The sequence below is a fragment of the Pseudomonas sp. Leaf15 genome (assembly GCF_001421425.1).
GTDB classification, from domain to species: Bacteria; Pseudomonadota; Gammaproteobacteria; order Pseudomonadales; family Pseudomonadaceae; genus Aquipseudomonas; species Aquipseudomonas salomonii.
Map to the genome: position 1 here is coordinate 399,410 of NZ_LMKI01000032.1, position 17,938 is coordinate 417,347.

Genomic DNA, 17,938 nt, shown 5'->3' on the forward strand with positions numbered 1-17,938 from the left:
ACTAAACCTGATCGTTGATGAGCAGCGACCGAGCAACCTTAGAGACGACAAGCCAGCCGTACAAGCCGGCGGATTCTGGCGCACCTGTAGGCAAGCACGCAAGTTAAGGTAGCCTCTGGCTGACGCCGCTGCAGGCCTGCAACCCGATTAAAAATGTGGGAGCTGGCTTGCCTGCGATGGCATCCGCTGGGTATACCTGATGCCCCGAGTTGCCCGCATCGCAGGCAAGCCAGCTCCCACAGGAGATCCGCTTTGAAACATCGACTTGTGTTCGCTCTGTTATTTGTCAGCGTCAGTGCCAGCGCAGCGCCGCCCACTCTGGAGCCCTTGCTCAACAGCATCGCCGAGCGCCTGGAGATTGCCGACCAGGTAGCCCTGAGCAAATGGGACAGCCACAAGCCCGTAGAGGACAAAAAGCGCGAACAAGAGGTGATCGCCAGCGTCGCCGCCCAAGCGCCCAACTACAAACTCGACCCTTCTGCCGCCGAGCAGTTTTTCTCGGCGCAGATCGAGGCCAATAAACTGGTGCAGTACACCCACCTGTCCGACTGGCAGTTCCAGGGCAAGGCCCCGGACGACCCGCGCCCGGATTTGATCAAGCAGATTCGCCCACGACTGGACCAACTGCAAAAAACCCTGCTGCAGCAACTGGCCGACTTCACCCCGCAGCGCACCGATCCACAGTGCCCGCAGTGGCTGGCCACCGCCGTGCATGAGCCGCTGAATGATCCGCTGCGCCAACTGGCGATGATCCGCGCCACCGCCGAGCTGTGTATCTACAAAGGTTAAAGCCTGCAAACCCAATCAAAACTGTGGGAGCTGGCTTGCCTGCGATAGCGGTGTTGAATGTGCCACCGCTATCGCACGCAAGCCAGCTCCCACATTGACTCCGCTCCTCCAGACAATTTTTCGCCAGCCACCACTTCCTGAACAACCTTCACAAAACCGCACTATATTGGTGCGACAGCCTGCACACTTCCCACCCGCCCAGCCCATTTTGGTTCGATTCTTCTCGATCACGCTGGCAGAACGCCACAGTTTCGCGCCTAAAACCCTTATTTCAGGGGTTTAACGCTTCTTTTCGGAGCCTTGGTTTGGTTTTTGCATTTTCCTTGTATCAGCGTGTGCCTCAAGCCCGCGCCTTGCTCCAAAAGAGGTCCCGATGACCATCAGCGATGCACTGCACCGTTTGTTACTCGACAACCTGACCACCGCGACCATCCTGCTCAATGACGACTTGCGTCTTGAGTACATGAACCCGGCGGCGGAGATGCTCCTGGCCATCAGTGGTCAGCGCAGCCATGGGCAGTTCATCAGCGAATTGTTCACCGAGTCGGCCGAGGCCTTGAGTTCGTTGCGCCAGGCCGTGGAGCAGGCGCACCCGTTCACCAAGCGCGAAGCGATGCTCACCGCCCTCACCGGCCAGACCCTGACCGTCGACTACGCCGTGACCCCGATTTTGAGCAATGGCGCGACCCTGCTGTTGCTCGAAGTGCACCCGCGCGACCGTCTGCTGCGCATTACTAAAGAAGAAGCGCAGCTGTCCAAACAGGAAACCAGCAAGATGCTGGTGCGCGGCCTGGCCCACGAGATCAAAAACCCCCTCGGCGGCATTCGCGGCGCGGCGCAGCTGCTGGCCCGTGAGTTGCCGGAGGAACACCTCAAGGACTACACCAACGTCATCATCGAGGAGGCCGACCGCCTGCGTAACCTGGTGGACCGCATGCTCGGCTCCAACAAGTTGCCGTCCCTGGCGATGACCAACGTGCACGAAGTGCTGGAGCGCGTGTGCCAGCTGGTCGAGGCCGAAAGCCAGGGCTGCATCACCCTGGTGCGCGATTACGACCCCAGCATTCCCGACGTATTGATCGACCGCGAGCAGATGATTCAGGCGGTGCTCAATATTGTGCGCAACGCCATGCAGGCCATCAGCAGCCAGAACGAGCTGCGCCTGGGCCGCATCAGCCTGCGCACCCGCGCCCTGCGCCAGTTCACCATCGGCCATGTGCGCCACCGCCTGGTCACCAAGGTCGAGATCATCGACAACGGCCCGGGCATCCCAGCCGAACTGCAGGAAACCATCTTCTTTCCCATGGTCAGCGGCCGCCCGGACGGTACCGGGCTGGGCCTGGCCATTACCCAGAACATCATCAGCCAGCACCAGGGTCTGATCGAATGTGAAAGCCATCCCGGCCACACCACGTTCTCGATCTTTCTGCCTCTGGAACAAGGAGCCCCATCGACATGAGCCGTAGTGAAACTGTCTGGATCGTCGATGACGACCGTTCTATCCGCTGGGTCCTCGAGAAAGCCTTGCAACAGGAAGGCATGACCACCCAGAGCTTCGACAGCGCCGACGGGGTGATGAGCCGCCTGGCTCGTCAGCAGCCGGACGTGATCATCTCCGACATCCGCATGCCCGGCGCCAGTGGCCTGGACTTGCTGGCACGCATCCGCGAGCAGCACCCGCGTTTGCCGGTGATCATCATGACCGCGCACTCGGACCTGGACAGCGCTGTCGCGTCTTATCAGGGCGGTGCCTTTGAATACCTGCCCAAGCCGTTCGATGTGGACGAGGCGGTGGCGCTGGTCAAGCGCGCCAACCAGCACGCCCAGGAACAACAAAGCCAGGAAGCCCCGCCAGCCCTGACCCGCACCCCGGAAATCATCGGTGAAGCACCGGCGATGCAGGAAGTGTTTCGCGCCATCGGGCGTTTGAGCCACTCCAACATCACCGTGTTGATCAACGGCGAGTCGGGCACCGGTAAAGAGTTGGTGGCCCATGCGCTGCACCGTCACAGCCCACGGGCGGCTTCGCCGTTTATCGCGCTGAACATGGCGGCGATTCCGAAGGACTTGATGGAGTCCGAGCTGTTCGGCCATGAAAAAGGCGCGTTCACCGGCGCGGCCAACCTGCGTCGCGGGCGCTTTGAACAGGCCGACGGCGGCACGCTGTTTCTGGATGAAATCGGTGATATGCCGGCGGATACCCAGACGCGCTTGCTGCGTGTATTGGCAGATGGTGAGTTCTACCGCGTTGGCGGGCACACGCCGGTCAAGGTCGATGTGCGGATCATTGCGGCGACGCACCAGAATCTGGAAACACTGGTACACGCGGGCAAATTCCGTGAGGACTTGTTTCACCGCCTCAACGTAATTCGTATCCACATCCCTCGGATGTCGGACCGCCGCGAAGACATCCCGACCCTGGCCCGTCACTTCCTCAGCCGCGCCGCACAAGAATTGGCGGTGGAGCCGAAGCTGCTCAAAAGCGAGACCGAGGAATACCTCAAGAACCTGCCGTGGCCGGGCAACGTGCGTCAGTTGGAGAACACTTGCCGCTGGATCACAGTGATGGCATCCGGGCGTGAGGTGCATATCAGCGACCTGCCGCCGGAGCTGTTGAGCCTGCCGCAGGATTCGGCACCGGTGACCAACTGGGAGCAAGCGCTGCGCCAGTGGGCCGACCAGGCCCTGGCACGCGGGCAATCGAACCTGCTGGACAGCGCCGTACCGGCCTTTGAGCGCATCATGATCGAAACCGCCCTGAAGCACACCGCCGGCCGCCGCCGCGATGCCGCTGTGTTGCTCGGCTGGGGCCGCAACACCTTGACGCGCAAGATCAAGGAGCTGGGGATGAAGGTTGATGGTGGGGATGATGATGAGGGTGATGAAGCCTAACTGCTGATCGTTCCCACGCTCGGCGTGGGAACGCCTCCCCGGACGCTCCGCGTCCGAGCCTCACCGCAAGTTCAGATCTGTGCACTGGTGACGCGGAGCGTCACACGATGCATTCCCACGCGGAGCGTGGGAACGATCAGGTGGAGTGCACCGCTTCAATGCACCATGAACTAGCATCGCGCACATCCAGCCAGCCTGAAACACCCGCCTAATCAAGAAAAAATCAAATCGCAAAAACACCAAAGCCCCGTATTCCGGGGCTTTGCGCTTTCTGGCGTAATTTTTTGGCACACATTGCAACTTCTGGCACGCGCCCTGCAATAACCCTTACATCACCCAGTTTCGGGGACCTTGGTACAGGCAGGCCGAGAATCCCCTCTTTACACCCGGGGTGCTTGATGCGGATCGCGTCGCGCCCCACACCCGTTTCGGGAACCTCGGTACAGGCAGGCCGGGGATTCCCTCTTTAACACCGAAGCCTTGCAAGGCTTCACCCCGTTTTGGGAGCCCTGGTACAGGCAGGCCGGGAACTCCCTCTTTTATTCTTCGCGCAGATGGATCTGCAGCCGCCAGCGGCCATCGGCCTTCTCGCCTTTCCACTCCCCGCGCAACGGCCGAGCCGCCACCAGGTTCAGCAGCAAGCCGCCGTCGGTTTTGCGAACCCGCCAGTTCACGTCCTTGTCGTTGACCTTGAGTTGCCCGCTGGCAGCCTTGCCTTGCGCGTCGAACAGCACTGCAACGGTGCCGTCGACGTGTTCGCCGTGCAGCTTGGGTTCGCTGTTGAACCACACCACCACGCCGTCTGCCGCTGTTTCTACCTGCTGCAGTTCGACCGGATCCGGCGTGGTCAGGCGGCCGATCATCAGCCCGATCATCAAACCAACAATTGCCAATGAGCCCATCACCCGTGGCAATAGCTTCGGCCTTGGGTCGTCTTCAGGGGTAGAATGCAGCGCATCTTTGCCTTCGGAGCCGTGCATGTTTCACGTCATCCTTTTTCAACCAGAAATTCCGCCGAATACCGGCAACGTTATCAGGCTGTGCGCCAACAGTGGCTGCCACCTGCATTTGATCGAGCCGCTGGGCTTTGACATGGACGACAAACGCCTGCGCCGCGCCGGGCTGGATTACCACGAGTACGCCACGCTCAAGCGCCACGCCGACCTCGCCAGCTGCCTGGAGAGTTTGGGCCACCCGCGGCTGTTCGCGTTCACCACCAAGGGCTCGCGGCCGTTTCATGATGCCAGCTTTGCCGAAGGCGACGCCTTCCTGTTCGGCCCGGAAAGCCGTGGCCTGCCGGCGGAGGTGCTTGATGCCCTGCCCGACGGCCATCGTCTGCGCCTGCCGATGCGCGAGGGTTGCCGCAGCTTGAACCTGTCCAACACCGTGGCCGTCGCGGTCTATGAAGGCTGGCGCCAGCTCGGCTTCAAGTAACGCATAAACAAAATGTGGGAGCAGACCTGTGTGGGAGCTGGCTTGCCTGCGATGCATTCACCTCGGTGTATCAGTGATACTGAGGTGATTCTATCGCAGGCAAGCCAGCTCCCACACAAGCCCGCTCCCACATTTTTTATCGCGTCAACTTACTGAACAGTCGACGAACCTTCCTGTTGCATGCGCTGCAGCTCTTGCGCGTACAAGGCATCGAAGTTCACCGGCGCCAGCATCAGCGCAGGGAACGAGCCACGGGTGACCAGGCTGTCCAGGGTCTCACGGGCATACGGGAACAGGATGTTCGGGCAGAACGCGCCCAGGGTGTGGCTCATGGACGCTTCGTCCAGGCCCTGGATCAGGAAGATACCAGCCTGTTGCACTTCAGCGATGAAGGCTACTTCTTCGCCGTTCTTAACAGTCACGGACAAGGTCAGCACGACTTCGTGGAAGTCGCCTTCCAGAGCCTTTTGACGGGTGTTCAGGTCCAGCGCAACGCTTGGGGTCCATTCCTGACGGAAGATGGCCGGGCTTTTCGGCGCTTCGAACGACAGGTCACGCACGTAGATCCGCTGCAGCGAAAACTGTGGGCCTTGAGCTTCTGCTGCTTCGGTGTTCTGTTGGTCAGTCATCGCAGATCCTTCTTGATCTTGGGGTCTTTTAGGGTTTAGGAGTCAGACGAGCAGCAGCGCATCGAGTTTACCGGCGCGCTCCAGAGCAAACAGGTCATCGCACCCACCGACATGCTTGTCGCCGATCCAGATCTGCGGCACGGACGTGCGTCCCGCTTTCTTGGTCATTTCGGCGCGCACTTGGGGTTTGCCGTCGACCTTGATCTCTTCGAAAGCAACACCCTTCTTCTCAAGCAGGGCCTTGGCTCGCATGCAGTAAGGGCACCAATCGCTGGAGTAAACGACAACCTGGCTCATATCACTTCACCAGCGGCAGGTTATCGGCCTTCCAGCTGCCGATACCGCCGGACAGTTTGGCGGCGGTGAAACCGGCTTTGAGCATCTCGCGGGCATGGGTGCCGGCGTGCTGGCCTTGGGCGTCGACCAGAATAATGGTCTTGGCCTTGTGTTTTTCCAGCTCGGGCAAGCGCGCGATCAGCTTGTCCTGTGGAATGTTCAGGGCGCCGACGATATGGCCGGCGGCGAAATCCTTGGCCGGGCGAATATCCACGACAACGGCCTCATCCTTGTTGACCAGCGCGGTCAGCTCCGACGTGCTCAGGCTGCGGCCACCGCGGCTCATTTCATGAGCGATCAGCAGCGCCAGCAGGATGACGAAGGCACCCGCGAGCAGGTAGTGGGCAGTGGCAAATGCAATCAGGTGATCAACCATCAAGGAGGTTCCAGGGCGTTAAAATGGCGGTAAGTATACACAGCCGTCAGGGGCGGCCAACCCCCGTAAAGCGGTGACGTGGTCGGAACTTCGCTTTAGACTGCTACTCCCTTTTCAATTGTCTTCCTTTATTAACGCCGCGAGAGGATCTATGACTACTACGCCTAAACCTTTGGTCCTGATAATTCTCGATGGCTTTGGACACAGTGAAAGCCACCATGACAACGCCGTGTACTCGGCCAGCAAGCCGGTACTCGACCGCCTGACCGCCACCGTACCCAACGGCCTGATCTCCGGTTCCGGTATGGACGTGGGCTTGCCGGACGGCCAAATGGGCAACTCGGAAGTCGGCCACATGAACCTCGGCGCCGGACGAGTGGTATACCAGGACTTCACCCGTGTGACCAAAGCGATCCGTGATGGCGAGTTCTTCGAGAACCCGACCATCTGCGCGGCGGTGGATAAAGCCGTAGCCGCCGGCAAAGCCGTGCACTTCATGGGCCTGTTGTCCGACGGCGGTGTACACAGCCACCAGGACCACCTGGTTGCCATGGCCGAACTGGCCTTCAAGCGCGGCGCCGAAAAAATCTACCTGCACGCCTTCCTCGACGGCCGCGATACGCCGCCGAAAAGCGCGCAATCGTCCATCGAACTGCTCGACGCCACCTTCGCCGCCCTCGGCAAGGGCCGCATCGCCAGCCTGGTTGGCCGTTACTTTGCGATGGACCGTGACAACCGGTGGGACCGTGTCGCCCAGGCTTACAACCTGATCGCTGAAGGCCAGGGCGAATTTCACGCCGCCACCGCCCAGGAAGGCCTGGAAGCCGCCTATGCGCGTGGCGAGAGCGACGAGTTCGTCAAAGCCACCACCATCGGCGAGCCGGTCAAAGTCGAAGACGGCGACGCCCTGGTGTTCATGAACTTCCGTGCCGACCGCGCCCGTGAACTGAGCCACGTATTCGTTGACGCCGGTTTCAAGGACTTCGAACGCGCACGCCAGCCGAAAGCCGAGTTCGTCATGCTCACCCAATACGCCGCCAACATCCCGGCCCCTTCGGCATTCGCGCCGGGCAGCCTGGAAAACGTGTTGGGCGACTATTTGGCGAAAAACGGCAAGACTCAGCTGCGCATTGCCGAAACCGAAAAATACGCCCACGTGACCTTCTTCTTCTCCGGTGGCCGCGAAGAGCCGTTCCCGGGCGAAGAACGCATCCTGATCCCATCGCCAAAAGTCGCTACCTACGACCTGCAGCCGGAGATGAGCGCGCCGGAAGTCACCGACAAGATCGTCGATGCCATCGAACACCAGCGTTACGACGTGATCGTGGTCAACTACGCCAACGGTGACATGGTCGGCCACAGCGGCAACCTGGAAGCGGCCGTTAAAGCCGTGGAATGCCTGGACCTGTGCGTCGGCCGTATCGTCGACGCCCTGGAGAAAGTCGGCGGCGAAGCGCTGATCACCGCCGACCACGGCAACTGCGAGCAAATGTCCGACGAATCCACCGGCCAAGCCCACACCGCCCACACCACCGAGCCGGTGCCGTTCATCTATGTCGGCAAGCGTGACCTTAAAGTGCGTGAAGGCGGCGTACTGGCGGACGTGGCGCCGACCATGCTGAAACTGATGGGGCTGGAGAAACCGAAAGAGATGACCGGTACTTCGATTCTGGTCTGAAACAGTTCGGGGGTTGCTCAAAGCGAGTAGCCCGTCAATAATGAACATGAGCGCGAAACCAGTTGCCTCCAGCGGCGATAACTGGCGTAGGAACCCCGTTGATGGCTGGACATCAGCGTAGGGTGAGACCTCCACACCCCTGCTTGAGGGTGCGTATATGAATATCAAGCGCTCTAATTTAGGGCAGTTCGAGAGAACTGCCCTTTTCTTTGCCTGTTATAAAAGTTGGTAGCGTTTGTATAGCAGCTCCCCATGGCGATGCTTATTCAGCGCCTTGGCATCGGTCTGCATGAAATTCCACAACACATTGCCTGCCTGGATATTCACCACCACCAGCATTTGTCGCTTGGTTTCATACGCACCGATGAACGCCAGGCGTGCCGAACCGTCGCTATAAGCCACCCGCCAGATCTCCAGAGGCCCTGTCAGCGTATCCAGCGCGAATTTTACATATCGCTCTCTGGCGTCCTGTCGTTTTTCAACGATGTGCCGCAGCGTCGTGCGCTGGATCAATACCCTGCCCAGAGGCGAAGTTATACAAACCTGAGGGCATGCCGAGTCGGCAATCCCCAGGTTTGAAGCCAGGATATCGACAGCATCGGTAATGTCTTTGCCCGCCAACACCTCCTCCAGTGCGCAAGAACGTAGAGCCCGATCGAGGCTACGCAGGTCGGGCAATCCGTAATCGAGCCAGGTTTGCTGGCCTTTTGACTCATGAATACCGGACATTGCCGATCGCGCCAACTGCCTGATTAGAGGGCTCGTGAGTCTATTCTCAGCAGCAAAAACCAGTGCAGGTGGAGCGTTTCAAAGCGTTTCTTCAATCAGGGTTTAACCTGCAAACCGCCCAATTAAATCGCCCTGAACGGGTTTTTATGACGAACGCCTCAAAGCAGTTGGCGTTGAGACGTTTTTTTTGCGGCGCTTGGCGGGCATACTAGGCCGTCCCTTTCCCTGGTGTCGCCCGCCTCTATGCTTCGCGCCTTGATTACCCTCGCTCTAGTCTGCCTGCTCCAACCGGCGTTTGCCGATGAGCGCGCACAAACCCAACAACAGTTGGACGCTACGCGTCAGGACATTACCGAGCTGAAAAAACTGCTCGGCAAGCTCCAGGAAGAAAAATCCGGGGTGCAGAAAGACCTGCGCGGCACGGAAACCGAGATGGGCAAGCTCGAGAAGCAGGTCCAGGAGCTACAAAAAGAATTAAAGAAGAGCGAGTCGGAACTGGAGCGACTCGACGCTGAGAAAAAAAAACTCCAGAGCGCACGCGTTGAACAGCAACGCCTGATCGCGATCCAGGCCCGCGCCGCCTACCAGAGCGGCCGCCAGGAATACCTCAAGCTGCTGCTCAACCAGCAGAACCCCGAGAAATTCGCGCGCACCCTCACCTATTACGACTACCTGAGCAAGGCCCGCCTGGCGCAATTGAAGGGTTTTAATGAAACCCTGCGCCAGCTGGCCAATGTCGAGCAGGAAATCGCCGACCAGCAGTCGCAATTGCTTGACCAGAAAACCGCCCTCGACACTCAGCGCGACCAGTTGGACAAAGTCCGTAAGGAACGCCAGCAAGCCCTGGCCAAGCTCAATGATGACGTGAAAGCCCGCGACGCCAAGCTCCAGGCGCGCGAGCAAGACCAGGCTGACCTGGGCAAAGTGCTCAAAACCATCGAAGAAACCCTGGCTCGCCAGGCACGTGAGGCTGAAGAAGCGCGGCAAAAAGCGCTGATCGCCCAGCAGGAAGCGGAAAAAAAGCGCCAGCGTGAAGCCGAGCTGGCCGCCACCACTGACGCGCCGGCGCCGCGTAAACCGGCGCACGCCGCGCCCGGGCCGCTGGTTTCCAGCTCCGGCGAGAACTTCGGCGGCCCTTTTGCTTCAGCCCGCGGAAAACTTCCATGGCCAGTTGATGGTCGACTACTGGCGCGCTTTGGTGAAACCCGTGGCGACGACACCCGCGCCAAGTGGGATGGGGTGATGATCAGCGCCGCCGCCGGCAGCCAGGTCCACGCCGTTCACGGTGGGCGTGTGGTGTTCGCCGATTGGCTGCGCGGCGCCGGTTTGTTGGTGATTCTTGACCACGGCAATGGCTATTTGAGCCTTTACGGCCACAATCAGACATTACTCAAGTCGGCAGGTGATGTTGTAAAAGCCGGTGAATCCATCTCCACTGTCGGTAACAGTGGCGGCCAGGACACCCCGGCGCTGTACTTCGCTATTCGTCAGCAGGGCCGCCCGAGCGACCCTGCACAATGGTGCCGTTCCCAAGGATAGGGCTGCACCTACATTAGGAGTTCGTTCGACATGCTGCATTTGTCCCGCCTCACTTCGCTGGCCCTGACGATCGCCCTGGTGATCGGCGCGCCTCTGGCTTTTGCCGACCAGGCTGCACCCGCCGCCACCGCTGCGACCACCAAGGCGCCGCTGCCGCTGGACGAGCTGCGTACCTTTGCCGAGGTCATGGACCGGATCAAGGCAGCCTATGTCGAACCCGTAGACGACAAGACCCTGCTGGAAAATGCCATCAAGGGCATGCTCAGCAACCTCGACCCGCACTCCGCTTACCTGGGGCCGGAAGACTTTGCCGAGCTGCAGGAAAGCACCAGCGGTGAGTTCGGCGGCCTGGGCATCGAAGTCGGTTCCGAAGATGGCCAGATCAAAGTGGTCTCGCCGATCGATGACACCCCTGCGTCCAAGGCGGGCATTCAGGCCGGCGACTTGATCGTGAAGATCAACGGCCAGCCGACCCGTGGCCAGTCCATGACCGAAGCCGTCGACAAGATGCGCGGCAAGCTCGGCCAGAAAATCACCCTGACCCTCGTACGCGACGGCGGCAACCCGTTTGACGTGACCCTGGCCCGCGCGACCATCACGGTCAAGAGCGTGAAGAGCCAGTTGCTGGAGTCAGGCTACGGTTACATCCGTATCACCCAGTTCCAGGTCAAGACCGGCGACGAAGTGGCCAAGGCCCTGGCCAAGCTGCGCAAAGACAACGGCAAGAAACTCAACGGCATCGTGCTCGACCTGCGTAACAACCCAGGCGGCGTACTGCAGTCGGCGGTTGAAGTGGTCGACCACTTCATCAGCAAAGGCCTGATCGTGTACACCAAGGGCCGTATCGCCAACTCCGAGTTGCGCTTCTCGGCCACCGGCAACGACCTGAGCGAAGGCGTGCCACTGGCCGTGCTGATCAACGGCGGCAGCGCCTCGGCGTCGGAAATCGTCGCCGGTGCCCTGCAAGACCAGAAGCGCGGCGTGCTGATGGGCACCACCAGCTTCGGCAAAGGCTCGGTGCAAACCGTATTGCCGCTGAACAACGACCGCGCCCTGAAGATCACCACGGCGCTGTACTACACGCCGAACGGTCGCTCGATCCAGGCCCAGGGCATCGTGCCGGACATCGAGGTGCGCCGGGCCAAGATCACCAACGAGGTCGACAGCGAGTACTACAAAGAAGCCGACCTGCAAGGTCACTTGGGCAATGGCAACGGCGGCGCCGACCAGCCGACCGGCAGTGGCACCAAAGCCAAGCCGATGCCGCAGGACGACGACTACCAACTGGCCCAGGCGCTCAGCCTGCTTAAAGGCCTGAGCATTACGCGCAGCCGTTGATATGCGTTTTGCCCTGATCATCGCTCTGCTGTGCAGCCTGGCAGGCGTCGCCCACGCGACCCCTGCCGGCGAGCCGCAAAAAGCCTACCTGACCCTTATCATCGACGACCTGGGGCAAAACCTGCCCCGGGACCGTCGCGTGCTGGCCCTGCCTGGGCCGGTGACCACGGCGATCATGCCCGACACGCCCCACGCCGCCGAATTCGCCCGTGAAGCGCACAAGGCCGGCAAGATCGTGATTCTGCACATGCCCATGGACCCGGCCACCGGCCCGTTCGCCTGGCACCCCGAGCTGCCCATCGAGGAACTCGGCAAGCGCCTGGACGCCGCTTTCAAGGCCGTGCCCTACACCGCCGGCATCAACAACCATATGGGCAGCCGCATGACCGCCCAGCCAGCGGCGATGGCGTGGTTGATGGCCGAGCTGCAACGGCGCAACAAGTTCTTTGTCGACAGCCGCACCAGCGCACAGACCGTCGCGGCCGCCGAGGCGCAGAAGATCGGGCTGGCGCATGTGTCACGGGATGTGTTCCTGGATGACGAGCGCACCGAGGCGGCGATTGCCACGCAATTGCAAACCGCGATCAAGCTGGCGCACAAACAGGGCTCGGTGGTGATGATCGGCCACCCTTACCCGCAAACGCTGGCGGTACTGGAGCGTGAGTTGCCCAAGCTCAAGGCCCAGGGCATCGACTGGATTGATATCAAGTTGATGATCAGCGTGCGCAGCAACCAAGCCATGGCGGCACACGGCAAAAACGGGACCTATCTTCCGGCGCGTAGATAGTTACCGCTCGGCACCGAGTGCCCTGCTCGATAGTTGATGCTCTCATCAACTGGAGAGCCCTCCATGAAGCCTCTGCAATTCAATGACCTGCTCATCAGCTTTACCAGCGAGTTTCTGCCGCTGTGGAACGACAAAGGGTCGGGCGCGCACAAAGCCGTCGGCCTCTGGCGGCCGAGCACCGCCTCCGATGCCCTGAGCCCGTTTTTTACCTTGGGTGATATCGCGGTGAACCACTATCGCAATATCAACCACGCCAACGTTGTCGCCGTGGTCAGCGACGCGAACAAGGTCGACGGCACGGCCCTGCGTGCGCCCGTCGATTATCAATTGGTGTGGCAAGATGAAGGCACCGGAGCGCTGAGCAATGCATCTATCTGGCGCCCACTGCCACCAGAAGGCTATGTGGCGATGGGGCTGGTATACGGCGTGGACTACGACAAACCCTCACGCCATGCCGTGCGGTGCGTGCGAGCAGACCTGGTGATGGCCGCTCAAGCGGGCGAATTGATCTGGGACGATAAAGGCAGCGGCGCCGCCAGCGATTTGAGCCTCTGGTCGGTGACACCTCCCGATGCACCCGCCGGCGAAATATACCTGGCCCCCGGCACTTTCATCGGCACTGGCAACTATGCCAGGCCAAGCCTTGAGGCCTATTCGCTGCGCCTGACATTGACAGCGCAGCTGCACGACCTGCCACCGCCGACCCTCAGCGGGTACGAACGCCCGGAGCCTGATGAAACCGCCCACACGCCCCAGGCGTGCGAGCTGCCCTGGTTCTGTGTCAAAGACCCGGAATTGACCGTGGTTGAACAGTTTCAGTCGTCGCCGACCTATCGCCTGGAGCGCGCCGACCGCCACCTTTGTGTAGGTTTTGGGCACAACATCGAAGCGACCCGTCAGCCGTTCATGTGGACGGCTGCAAAAGGTGAAACAGGTGGGACTGCCAAGGCTCTGGCGGCCAACACCAGCATCGACCTGGGCAAAGAGTGGCCAGTCGGCGAACAGGTTTTCGAGTTGAATTTTTCGGCGCACCTGGATCGCGACTTCACCCACACGCAACGTTCGGCCAAAGGCTGGGACCAGGCTTCGTCGCTGGAGATCATCACCTACGTTCCGCCAAAGAAAGCCGTTGCAGCTTACCTTCTACAAAGCGAATACCGCCTGCTGCGACAGGACGGCAGCCAGGTTTCAAGCACCGCCAGCTATACCAATGGTGACAACATCTACCTGAGCGATTATCCAAACGCCGAGCCGCTGCCTGACGAACCACCGCCAGCGGCGCAAACGCCCCAAACGCAGCCTGAGCTAGAGGTAACGGGCCATGATCTGATCGACCCCACCCTCATCCCGTAACTGGTCGAGCGCTGCCTGAAGCTTGGCCACCACCTCATCCGGCACGTCTTTATTCAGCGCCAGGTACAACTGGGCACTGTTGAAGCGCAGCACGGTTTTCAGTTGGGTCACCCCCACCTGGCGAGCCAGATAACGGCCCGCCGGATCGCCGGTGGCCCACAGGTCGATCTGGCCATCCACCAGTTTTTGCGCGTTGTCCTGGTCACGCAGCGCAACGATGGGCTTAAGGCCCTGCTTTTCCAGGGTCTCGGCTATGGCGTCACCTTTGTAGGCGCCGACCTTGTATCGATGGGCCTGTTCAAGGTCTGTCAGCTCAATCTTGCTGTCGGCCCTGGCCAGCATTACCCAATCATCCGGGCCGATGGGGCCGACCCATTTGAACAGGGCTTCGCGGTCCGGCAAACGCGCCGTCACAAAGACGCCATAACCGGGCTTTTCCAGGGCGAGCTTGTAGATGCGCTCCCAAGGAAAACGCAGAGTCAGGTTGTAGGAAATGCCCGCACGCTTGAACGTCTCGCGCACGATATCGACGGCGATGCCCTCGATGTTTTCTTCCTTGGCAAAGTTCTTGCCGTTTTTCGCCATGTTGTAAGGCGGGAAGTTTTCCGTCAGCAACACCAGGGAGGCGTCGGACGGTTCTTCGGCGTGAGCCAAGCCCGTCAACAGAATGGACGTACTGGCGAGAGCAAGCAGAAGGGTCTTGAACATGAAGGCTACCGGAATCCATGGCAAGCGCAGAGAGTGCCCCGCGCCTGCCAGGGTGTCCAGCAGCGTTTAGCGAACGACGATACCGCGCGCGGCCATATAGGCTTTGGCCTCGGGCACGGTGTATTCGCCAAAGTGGAAAATGCTCGCCGCCAGCACCGCGCTGGCGTGACCTTCGATCACGCCGTCGGCCAGGTGCTGCAGGTTGCCAACACCGCCGGAGGCGATCACCGGGATGCCCAGCGCATCGCTGATGGCGCGGGTCACGCCCAGGTCAAAACCGTTTTTCATGCCGTCCTGGTCCATGCTGGTCAGCAGGATTTCACCGGCGCCCAGGGCTTCCATCTTCATCGCCCATTCCACCGCGTCCAGGCCGGTGGGCTTGCGACCGCCGTGGGTGAAGATCTCCCAGCGCGGGGTTTCGCCCGGGCCGGAGACCTTCTTGGCGTCGATAGCGACCACGATGCATTGCGAGCCGAAGTGCTGCGCGGCTTCGCCGACGAACTCCGGGTTGAACACGGCAGCGGTGTTGATCGAGACCTTGTCCGCACCGGCATTGAGCAGGTTGCGGATGTCTTGCACGGTGCGCACGCCACCGCCCACGGTCAGCGGGATAAACACCTGGCTGGCCATGCGCTCGACGGTATGCAACGTGGTGTCGCGGCCGTCGACGCTGGCGGTGATGTCGAGAAAGGTAATCTCGTCGGCACCTTGCTCATCATAGCGACGGGCGATTTCCACCGGGTCGCCGGCGTCGCGGATGTTCTCGAACTTGACGCCCTTGACCACGCGACCGTTGTCGACGTCCAGGCAAGGGATGATGCGTTTGGCCAGCGCCATGGTCAGTCCTCAGCCGTTGTAGGCGTCGCAGTAAGCCTGGGCTTCGGCGACGTCCAAAGTACCTTCGTAGATCGCGCGGCCGGTGATGGCGCCGATGATGCCGGGCGCCTTGGCGTCCAGCAGCGACTTGATGTCACCCAGGTTGTGAATGCCACCGGAGGCGATCACCGGGATCCTGGTCGCGGCGGCCAGCGCAGCGGTGAACGGCACGTTGCAGCCCTGCATCATGCCGTCTTTGGCGATGTCGGTATAAACGATGGCGGACACGCCGTCGGCTTCGAACTGCTTGGCCAAGTCGATGACCTGCACGGTGCTGATTTCAGCCCAGCCATCGGTGGCGACGAAGCCGTCTTTGGCATCCAGCCCCACGATGACCTTGCCCGGAAACGCACGGCAGGCTTCTGCCACAAACGCCGGGTCTTTCACCGCTTTGGTGCCGATGATCACGTAGCTCACGCCAGCCTTGACGTAGTGCTCGATGGTTTCCAGGGAGCGAATGCCGCCGCCGATCTGGATCGGCAAGTTCGGGTAGCGCTTGGCGATGGCGGTCACCACTTCGCCATTGACTGGCTGGCCTTCGAAGGCGCCGTTCAAGTCCACCAGATGCAGACGACGGCAGCCACCTTCTACCCATTTGGCAGCCATGCTCACCGGGTCATCGGAGAACACGGTGGAGTCTTCCATGCGGCCTTGGCGCAGGCGTACACAAGCGCCGTCCTTGAGATCGATAGCGGGGATAATCAGCATCTGGCAAACCTTATTCGATATTCAGCAATGCTTGGGAAATCAGGGTTTCTCAAGCGACCACAGGTCGCTTTCGATGCTTTCGAACCTTTCTTTAAGGAGCGTCTGCGTGTCGAAAATCGCCCTGTTGTAATAGTGCGGCGCCACTTCGGTGGTGAACAGCTCAAGAATCTCGGCGACCTCGAACGAGCCCAACTTGAGCTCGAAACGGTCCTCCATGAAACGCTTGATCTTGTCGGTCGCCTCAAGCTCCTGTTCGGGCGTGAGGTTCAAGATCGGCGGCTTGGGCTTCTTGGCCATTACCAGCGACCATCCCACGCGGCGAAGTTCTGCAGCAATTGCAGGCCATGGGTATGGCTCTTCTCCGGGTGGAACTGCACGGCAAAGCGCGAACCGTCGGCCAACGCTGCGGCAAGATCGACGCCGTAATGCCCGCCACCCACCACGTGGCGCGGGTTACCGGCATTGATGTAGTAGCTGTGCACAAAGTAGAAACGCGCCAGGTCCGGAATGTCGTGCCACAGCGGGTGCTCGACGGTCTGGCTGACTTCGTTCCAACCCATATGCGGCACCTTCAAGTGCTCGCCGTCTTCGTGCAGGTCTTTACCGAAGAACTTCACCTGGCCAGGGAACAGGCCGATGCAGTCGACGCCGCCGTTCTCTTCACTGCTGTCGAGCAAGGCTTGCATGCCCACGCAGATGCCGAGGAACGGGCGGTCCTGGCTGACTTCGCGCACCAGGCTGTCAAAGCCCAGGCGGCGGATCTCGGCCATGCAATCGCGAATCGCGCCGACACCGGGGAACACCACGCGGTCGGCTTCGCGAATCACGTTGGCATCGCTGGTGATCAGCACCTTGCCGGCGCCTACGTGCTCGAGCGCCTTGGCCACCGAGTGCAGGTTACCCATGCCGTAATCGATAACCGCGACCGTCTGCATTACAGAACGCCCTTGGTCGACGGCATTTGCCCGGCCATGCGGTCATCCAGCTCTACGGCCATGCGCAGTGCGCGGCCGAAAGCCTTGAACACGGTTTCGATCTGGTGGTGGGTGTTGGTGCCGCGCAGGTTGTCGATGTGCAGGCTGACGAGTGCGTGGTTGACGAAGCCCTGGAAAAATTCCTGGAACAGGTCGACATCGAAGCCACCCACGGTGGCGCGGGTGTACGGCACATGCATCTGCAGGCCTGGGCGGCCGGAGAAGTCGATGACCACACGCGACAGCGCTTCGTCCAGCGGGACATAGGCATGGCCGTAGCGACGGATGCCTTTTTTGTCGCCGATGGCCTTGGCAAATGCCTGGCCGAGGGTGATGCCTACGTCTTCGACCGTGTGGTGGTCGTCGATATGCAGGTCGCCCTTGCTGACGATATCCAGGTCGATCAGCCCGTGGCGGGCGATCTGGTCCAGCATGTGCTCAAGAAAAGGTACACCGATATCAAATCGGGCCTTTCCGGTGCCATCCAGGTTGATCGAGGCTTTGATCTGGGTTTCCAGAGTGTCGCGCTCGACGGATACCTTACGTTCGGCCATCACCAGCTCCGCAAAATCATTGGGCGAAAAAGGCAGCCATTATAGGGGTGCGGGCGCTAAACAGAAACATCGAAGGGGATAAGACTGATGGAGTGTCGGGGATAGACATGTGCATACAAGCAGGCGCTCCAGGATGGTGCGCCCCGCCGCTGTCTTGAAACAAGTAGAGATCCAGTGTGGGAACTGGCTTGTGTGGGAGCTGGCTTGCCTGCGATGCAGACACCTCGGTATTTCAGTT

The 17,938-nt window shown here is 60.6% G+C and carries 20 protein-coding genes; 9 read left to right on the forward strand and 11 right to left on the reverse strand.

Annotated features, from left to right (window positions below; all coding sequences use genetic code 11):
- The first annotated feature begins 153 nt into the window (after nt 1-153).
- From ASE80_RS21190 to ntrC, 3 genes are all read left to right on the forward strand, one after another.
- Complete coding sequence (locus tag ASE80_RS21190) at nt 154-789, forward strand: chorismate mutase (RefSeq protein WP_371920496.1); 636 nt, start codon at nt 154-156, stop codon at nt 787-789.
- A 373-nt stretch (nt 790-1,162) separates the two neighbouring features.
- Nucleotides 1,163-2,248, forward strand: a complete 1,086-nt coding sequence (gene glnL, locus ASE80_RS21195; RefSeq protein WP_056860661.1) for a nitrogen regulation protein NR(II) — start codon at nt 1,163-1,165, stop codon at nt 2,246-2,248.
- Nucleotides 2,245-3,681 (forward strand): nitrogen regulation protein NR(I), encoded by a 1,437-nt coding sequence (gene ntrC / locus ASE80_RS21200; RefSeq protein ID WP_017138632.1) that lies wholly within the window; start codon nt 2,245-2,247, stop codon nt 3,679-3,681. The genes glnL and ntrC overlap by 4 nt, the downstream gene beginning before the upstream one ends.
- 539 nt (nt 3,682-4,220) lie before the next feature.
- On the opposite strand, the gene ASE80_RS21205 is transcribed toward ntrC, so the two are convergent.
- Entirely contained in the window at nt 4,221-4,661 is a 441-nt protein-coding gene (locus ASE80_RS21205; protein ID WP_056860662.1) for a hypothetical protein, read from the reverse strand.
- Here ASE80_RS21205 and ASE80_RS21210 point away from each other — a divergent pair.
- On the forward strand, nt 4,660-5,115 hold the full coding sequence (locus ASE80_RS21210; RefSeq protein WP_003171120.1) for a tRNA (cytidine(34)-2'-O)-methyltransferase: 456 nt from the start codon (nt 4,660-4,662) through the stop codon (nt 5,113-5,115). The two genes, ASE80_RS21205 and ASE80_RS21210, sit on opposite strands and share 2 nt — an antisense overlap.
- A 149-nt stretch (nt 5,116-5,264) precedes the next feature.
- On the opposite strand, the gene secB is transcribed toward ASE80_RS21210, so the two are convergent.
- The 3 genes from secB to ASE80_RS21225 are packed head-to-tail and all read right to left on the reverse strand — an operon-like array spanning nt 5,265 to nt 6,456.
- On the reverse strand, nt 5,265-5,744 hold the full coding sequence (gene secB, locus ASE80_RS21215) for a protein-export chaperone SecB (protein ID WP_012721755.1): 480 nt from the start codon (nt 5,742-5,744) through the stop codon (nt 5,265-5,267).
- A 42-nt stretch (nt 5,745-5,786) separates the two neighbouring features.
- Nucleotides 5,787-6,041 carry a glutaredoxin 3 gene (gene grxC / locus ASE80_RS21220; RefSeq protein ID WP_056860663.1) on the reverse strand — a complete coding sequence of 85 codons (255 nt, stop codon included), beginning with the start codon at nt 6,039-6,041 and terminating at the stop codon, nt 5,787-5,789.
- 1 nt (nt 6,042) lies between these two features.
- Nucleotides 6,043-6,456, reverse strand: coding sequence for a rhodanese-like domain-containing protein (locus ASE80_RS21225; RefSeq protein WP_017138635.1), 414 nt, complete (start codon nt 6,454-6,456; stop codon nt 6,043-6,045).
- 151 nt (nt 6,457-6,607) lie between these two features.
- Here ASE80_RS21225 and gpmI point away from each other — a divergent pair, with 151 nt between their 5' ends.
- Complete coding sequence (gene gpmI, locus ASE80_RS21230; protein WP_056860664.1) at nt 6,608-8,134, forward strand: 2,3-bisphosphoglycerate-independent phosphoglycerate mutase; 1,527 nt, start codon at nt 6,608-6,610, stop codon at nt 8,132-8,134.
- 216 nt (nt 8,135-8,350) lie between these two features.
- Here gpmI and ASE80_RS21235 read toward each other — a convergent pair whose 3' ends face one another.
- Nucleotides 8,351-8,863 (reverse strand): PBECR2 nuclease fold domain-containing protein, encoded by a 513-nt coding sequence (locus ASE80_RS21235; protein ID WP_056860665.1) that lies wholly within the window; start codon nt 8,861-8,863, stop codon nt 8,351-8,353.
- Between the two features lie 243 nt (nt 8,864-9,106).
- Between ASE80_RS21235 and ASE80_RS21240 the strand changes: the two genes are divergently transcribed.
- The 4 genes from ASE80_RS21240 (at nt 9,107) to ASE80_RS21255 (ending at nt 13,880) form a co-directional block, all read left to right on the forward strand.
- Nucleotides 9,107-10,402, forward strand: a complete 1,296-nt coding sequence (locus tag ASE80_RS21240; RefSeq protein WP_056860666.1) for a murein hydrolase activator EnvC family protein — start codon at nt 9,107-9,109, stop codon at nt 10,400-10,402.
- A gap of 30 nt (nt 10,403-10,432) precedes the next feature.
- Nucleotides 10,433-11,740 carry a S41 family peptidase gene (locus tag ASE80_RS21245; RefSeq protein WP_056860667.1) on the forward strand — a complete coding sequence of 436 codons (1,308 nt, stop codon included), beginning with the start codon at nt 10,433-10,435 and terminating at the stop codon, nt 11,738-11,740.
- Nucleotide 11,741: 1 nt separating this feature from the next.
- The gene (locus ASE80_RS21250; RefSeq protein ID WP_056860668.1) at nt 11,742-12,527 is read left to right on the forward strand and encodes a divergent polysaccharide deacetylase family protein; all 786 of its coding nucleotides are present in this window, start codon (nt 11,742-11,744) and stop codon (nt 12,525-12,527) included.
- Nucleotides 12,528-12,590: 63 nt separating this feature from the next.
- Nucleotides 12,591-13,880, forward strand: a complete 1,290-nt coding sequence (locus ASE80_RS21255) for a Vps62-related protein (RefSeq protein ID WP_056860669.1) — start codon at nt 12,591-12,593, stop codon at nt 13,878-13,880.
- On the opposite strand, the gene ASE80_RS21260 is transcribed toward ASE80_RS21255, so the two are convergent.
- The 6 genes from ASE80_RS21260 to hisB form a co-directional block, all read right to left on the reverse strand.
- Nucleotides 13,833-14,588 carry a substrate-binding periplasmic protein gene (locus tag ASE80_RS21260; protein ID WP_056860670.1) on the reverse strand — a complete coding sequence of 252 codons (756 nt, stop codon included), beginning with the start codon at nt 14,586-14,588 and terminating at the stop codon, nt 13,833-13,835. The two genes, ASE80_RS21255 and ASE80_RS21260, sit on opposite strands and share 48 nt — an antisense overlap.
- Nucleotides 14,589-14,654: 66 nt before the next feature.
- Nucleotides 14,655-15,425 (reverse strand): imidazole glycerol phosphate synthase subunit HisF, encoded by a 771-nt coding sequence (gene hisF, locus ASE80_RS21265; protein WP_017138643.1) that lies wholly within the window; start codon nt 15,423-15,425, stop codon nt 14,655-14,657.
- A gap of 9 nt (nt 15,426-15,434) precedes the next feature.
- Nucleotides 15,435-16,172, reverse strand: coding sequence for a 1-(5-phosphoribosyl)-5-[(5-phosphoribosylamino)methylideneamino]imidazole-4-carboxamide isomerase (gene hisA, locus ASE80_RS21270; protein WP_008435688.1), 738 nt, complete (start codon nt 16,170-16,172; stop codon nt 15,435-15,437).
- A gap of 39 nt (nt 16,173-16,211) precedes the next feature.
- On the reverse strand, nt 16,212-16,469 hold the full coding sequence (locus ASE80_RS21275; protein ID WP_056860671.1) for a DUF2164 domain-containing protein: 258 nt from the start codon (nt 16,467-16,469) through the stop codon (nt 16,212-16,214).
- On the reverse strand, nt 16,469-17,107 hold the full coding sequence (gene hisH / locus ASE80_RS21280; protein ID WP_056860672.1) for an imidazole glycerol phosphate synthase subunit HisH: 639 nt from the start codon (nt 17,105-17,107) through the stop codon (nt 16,469-16,471). The genes ASE80_RS21275 and hisH overlap by 1 nt, the downstream gene beginning before the upstream one ends.
- The gene (hisB, locus tag ASE80_RS21285; protein ID WP_017138645.1) at nt 17,107-17,700 is read right to left on the reverse strand and encodes an imidazoleglycerol-phosphate dehydratase HisB; all 594 of its coding nucleotides are present in this window, start codon (nt 17,698-17,700) and stop codon (nt 17,107-17,109) included. The genes hisH and hisB overlap by 1 nt, the downstream gene beginning before the upstream one ends.
- Between the last annotated feature and the right edge of the window lie 238 nt (nt 17,701-17,938).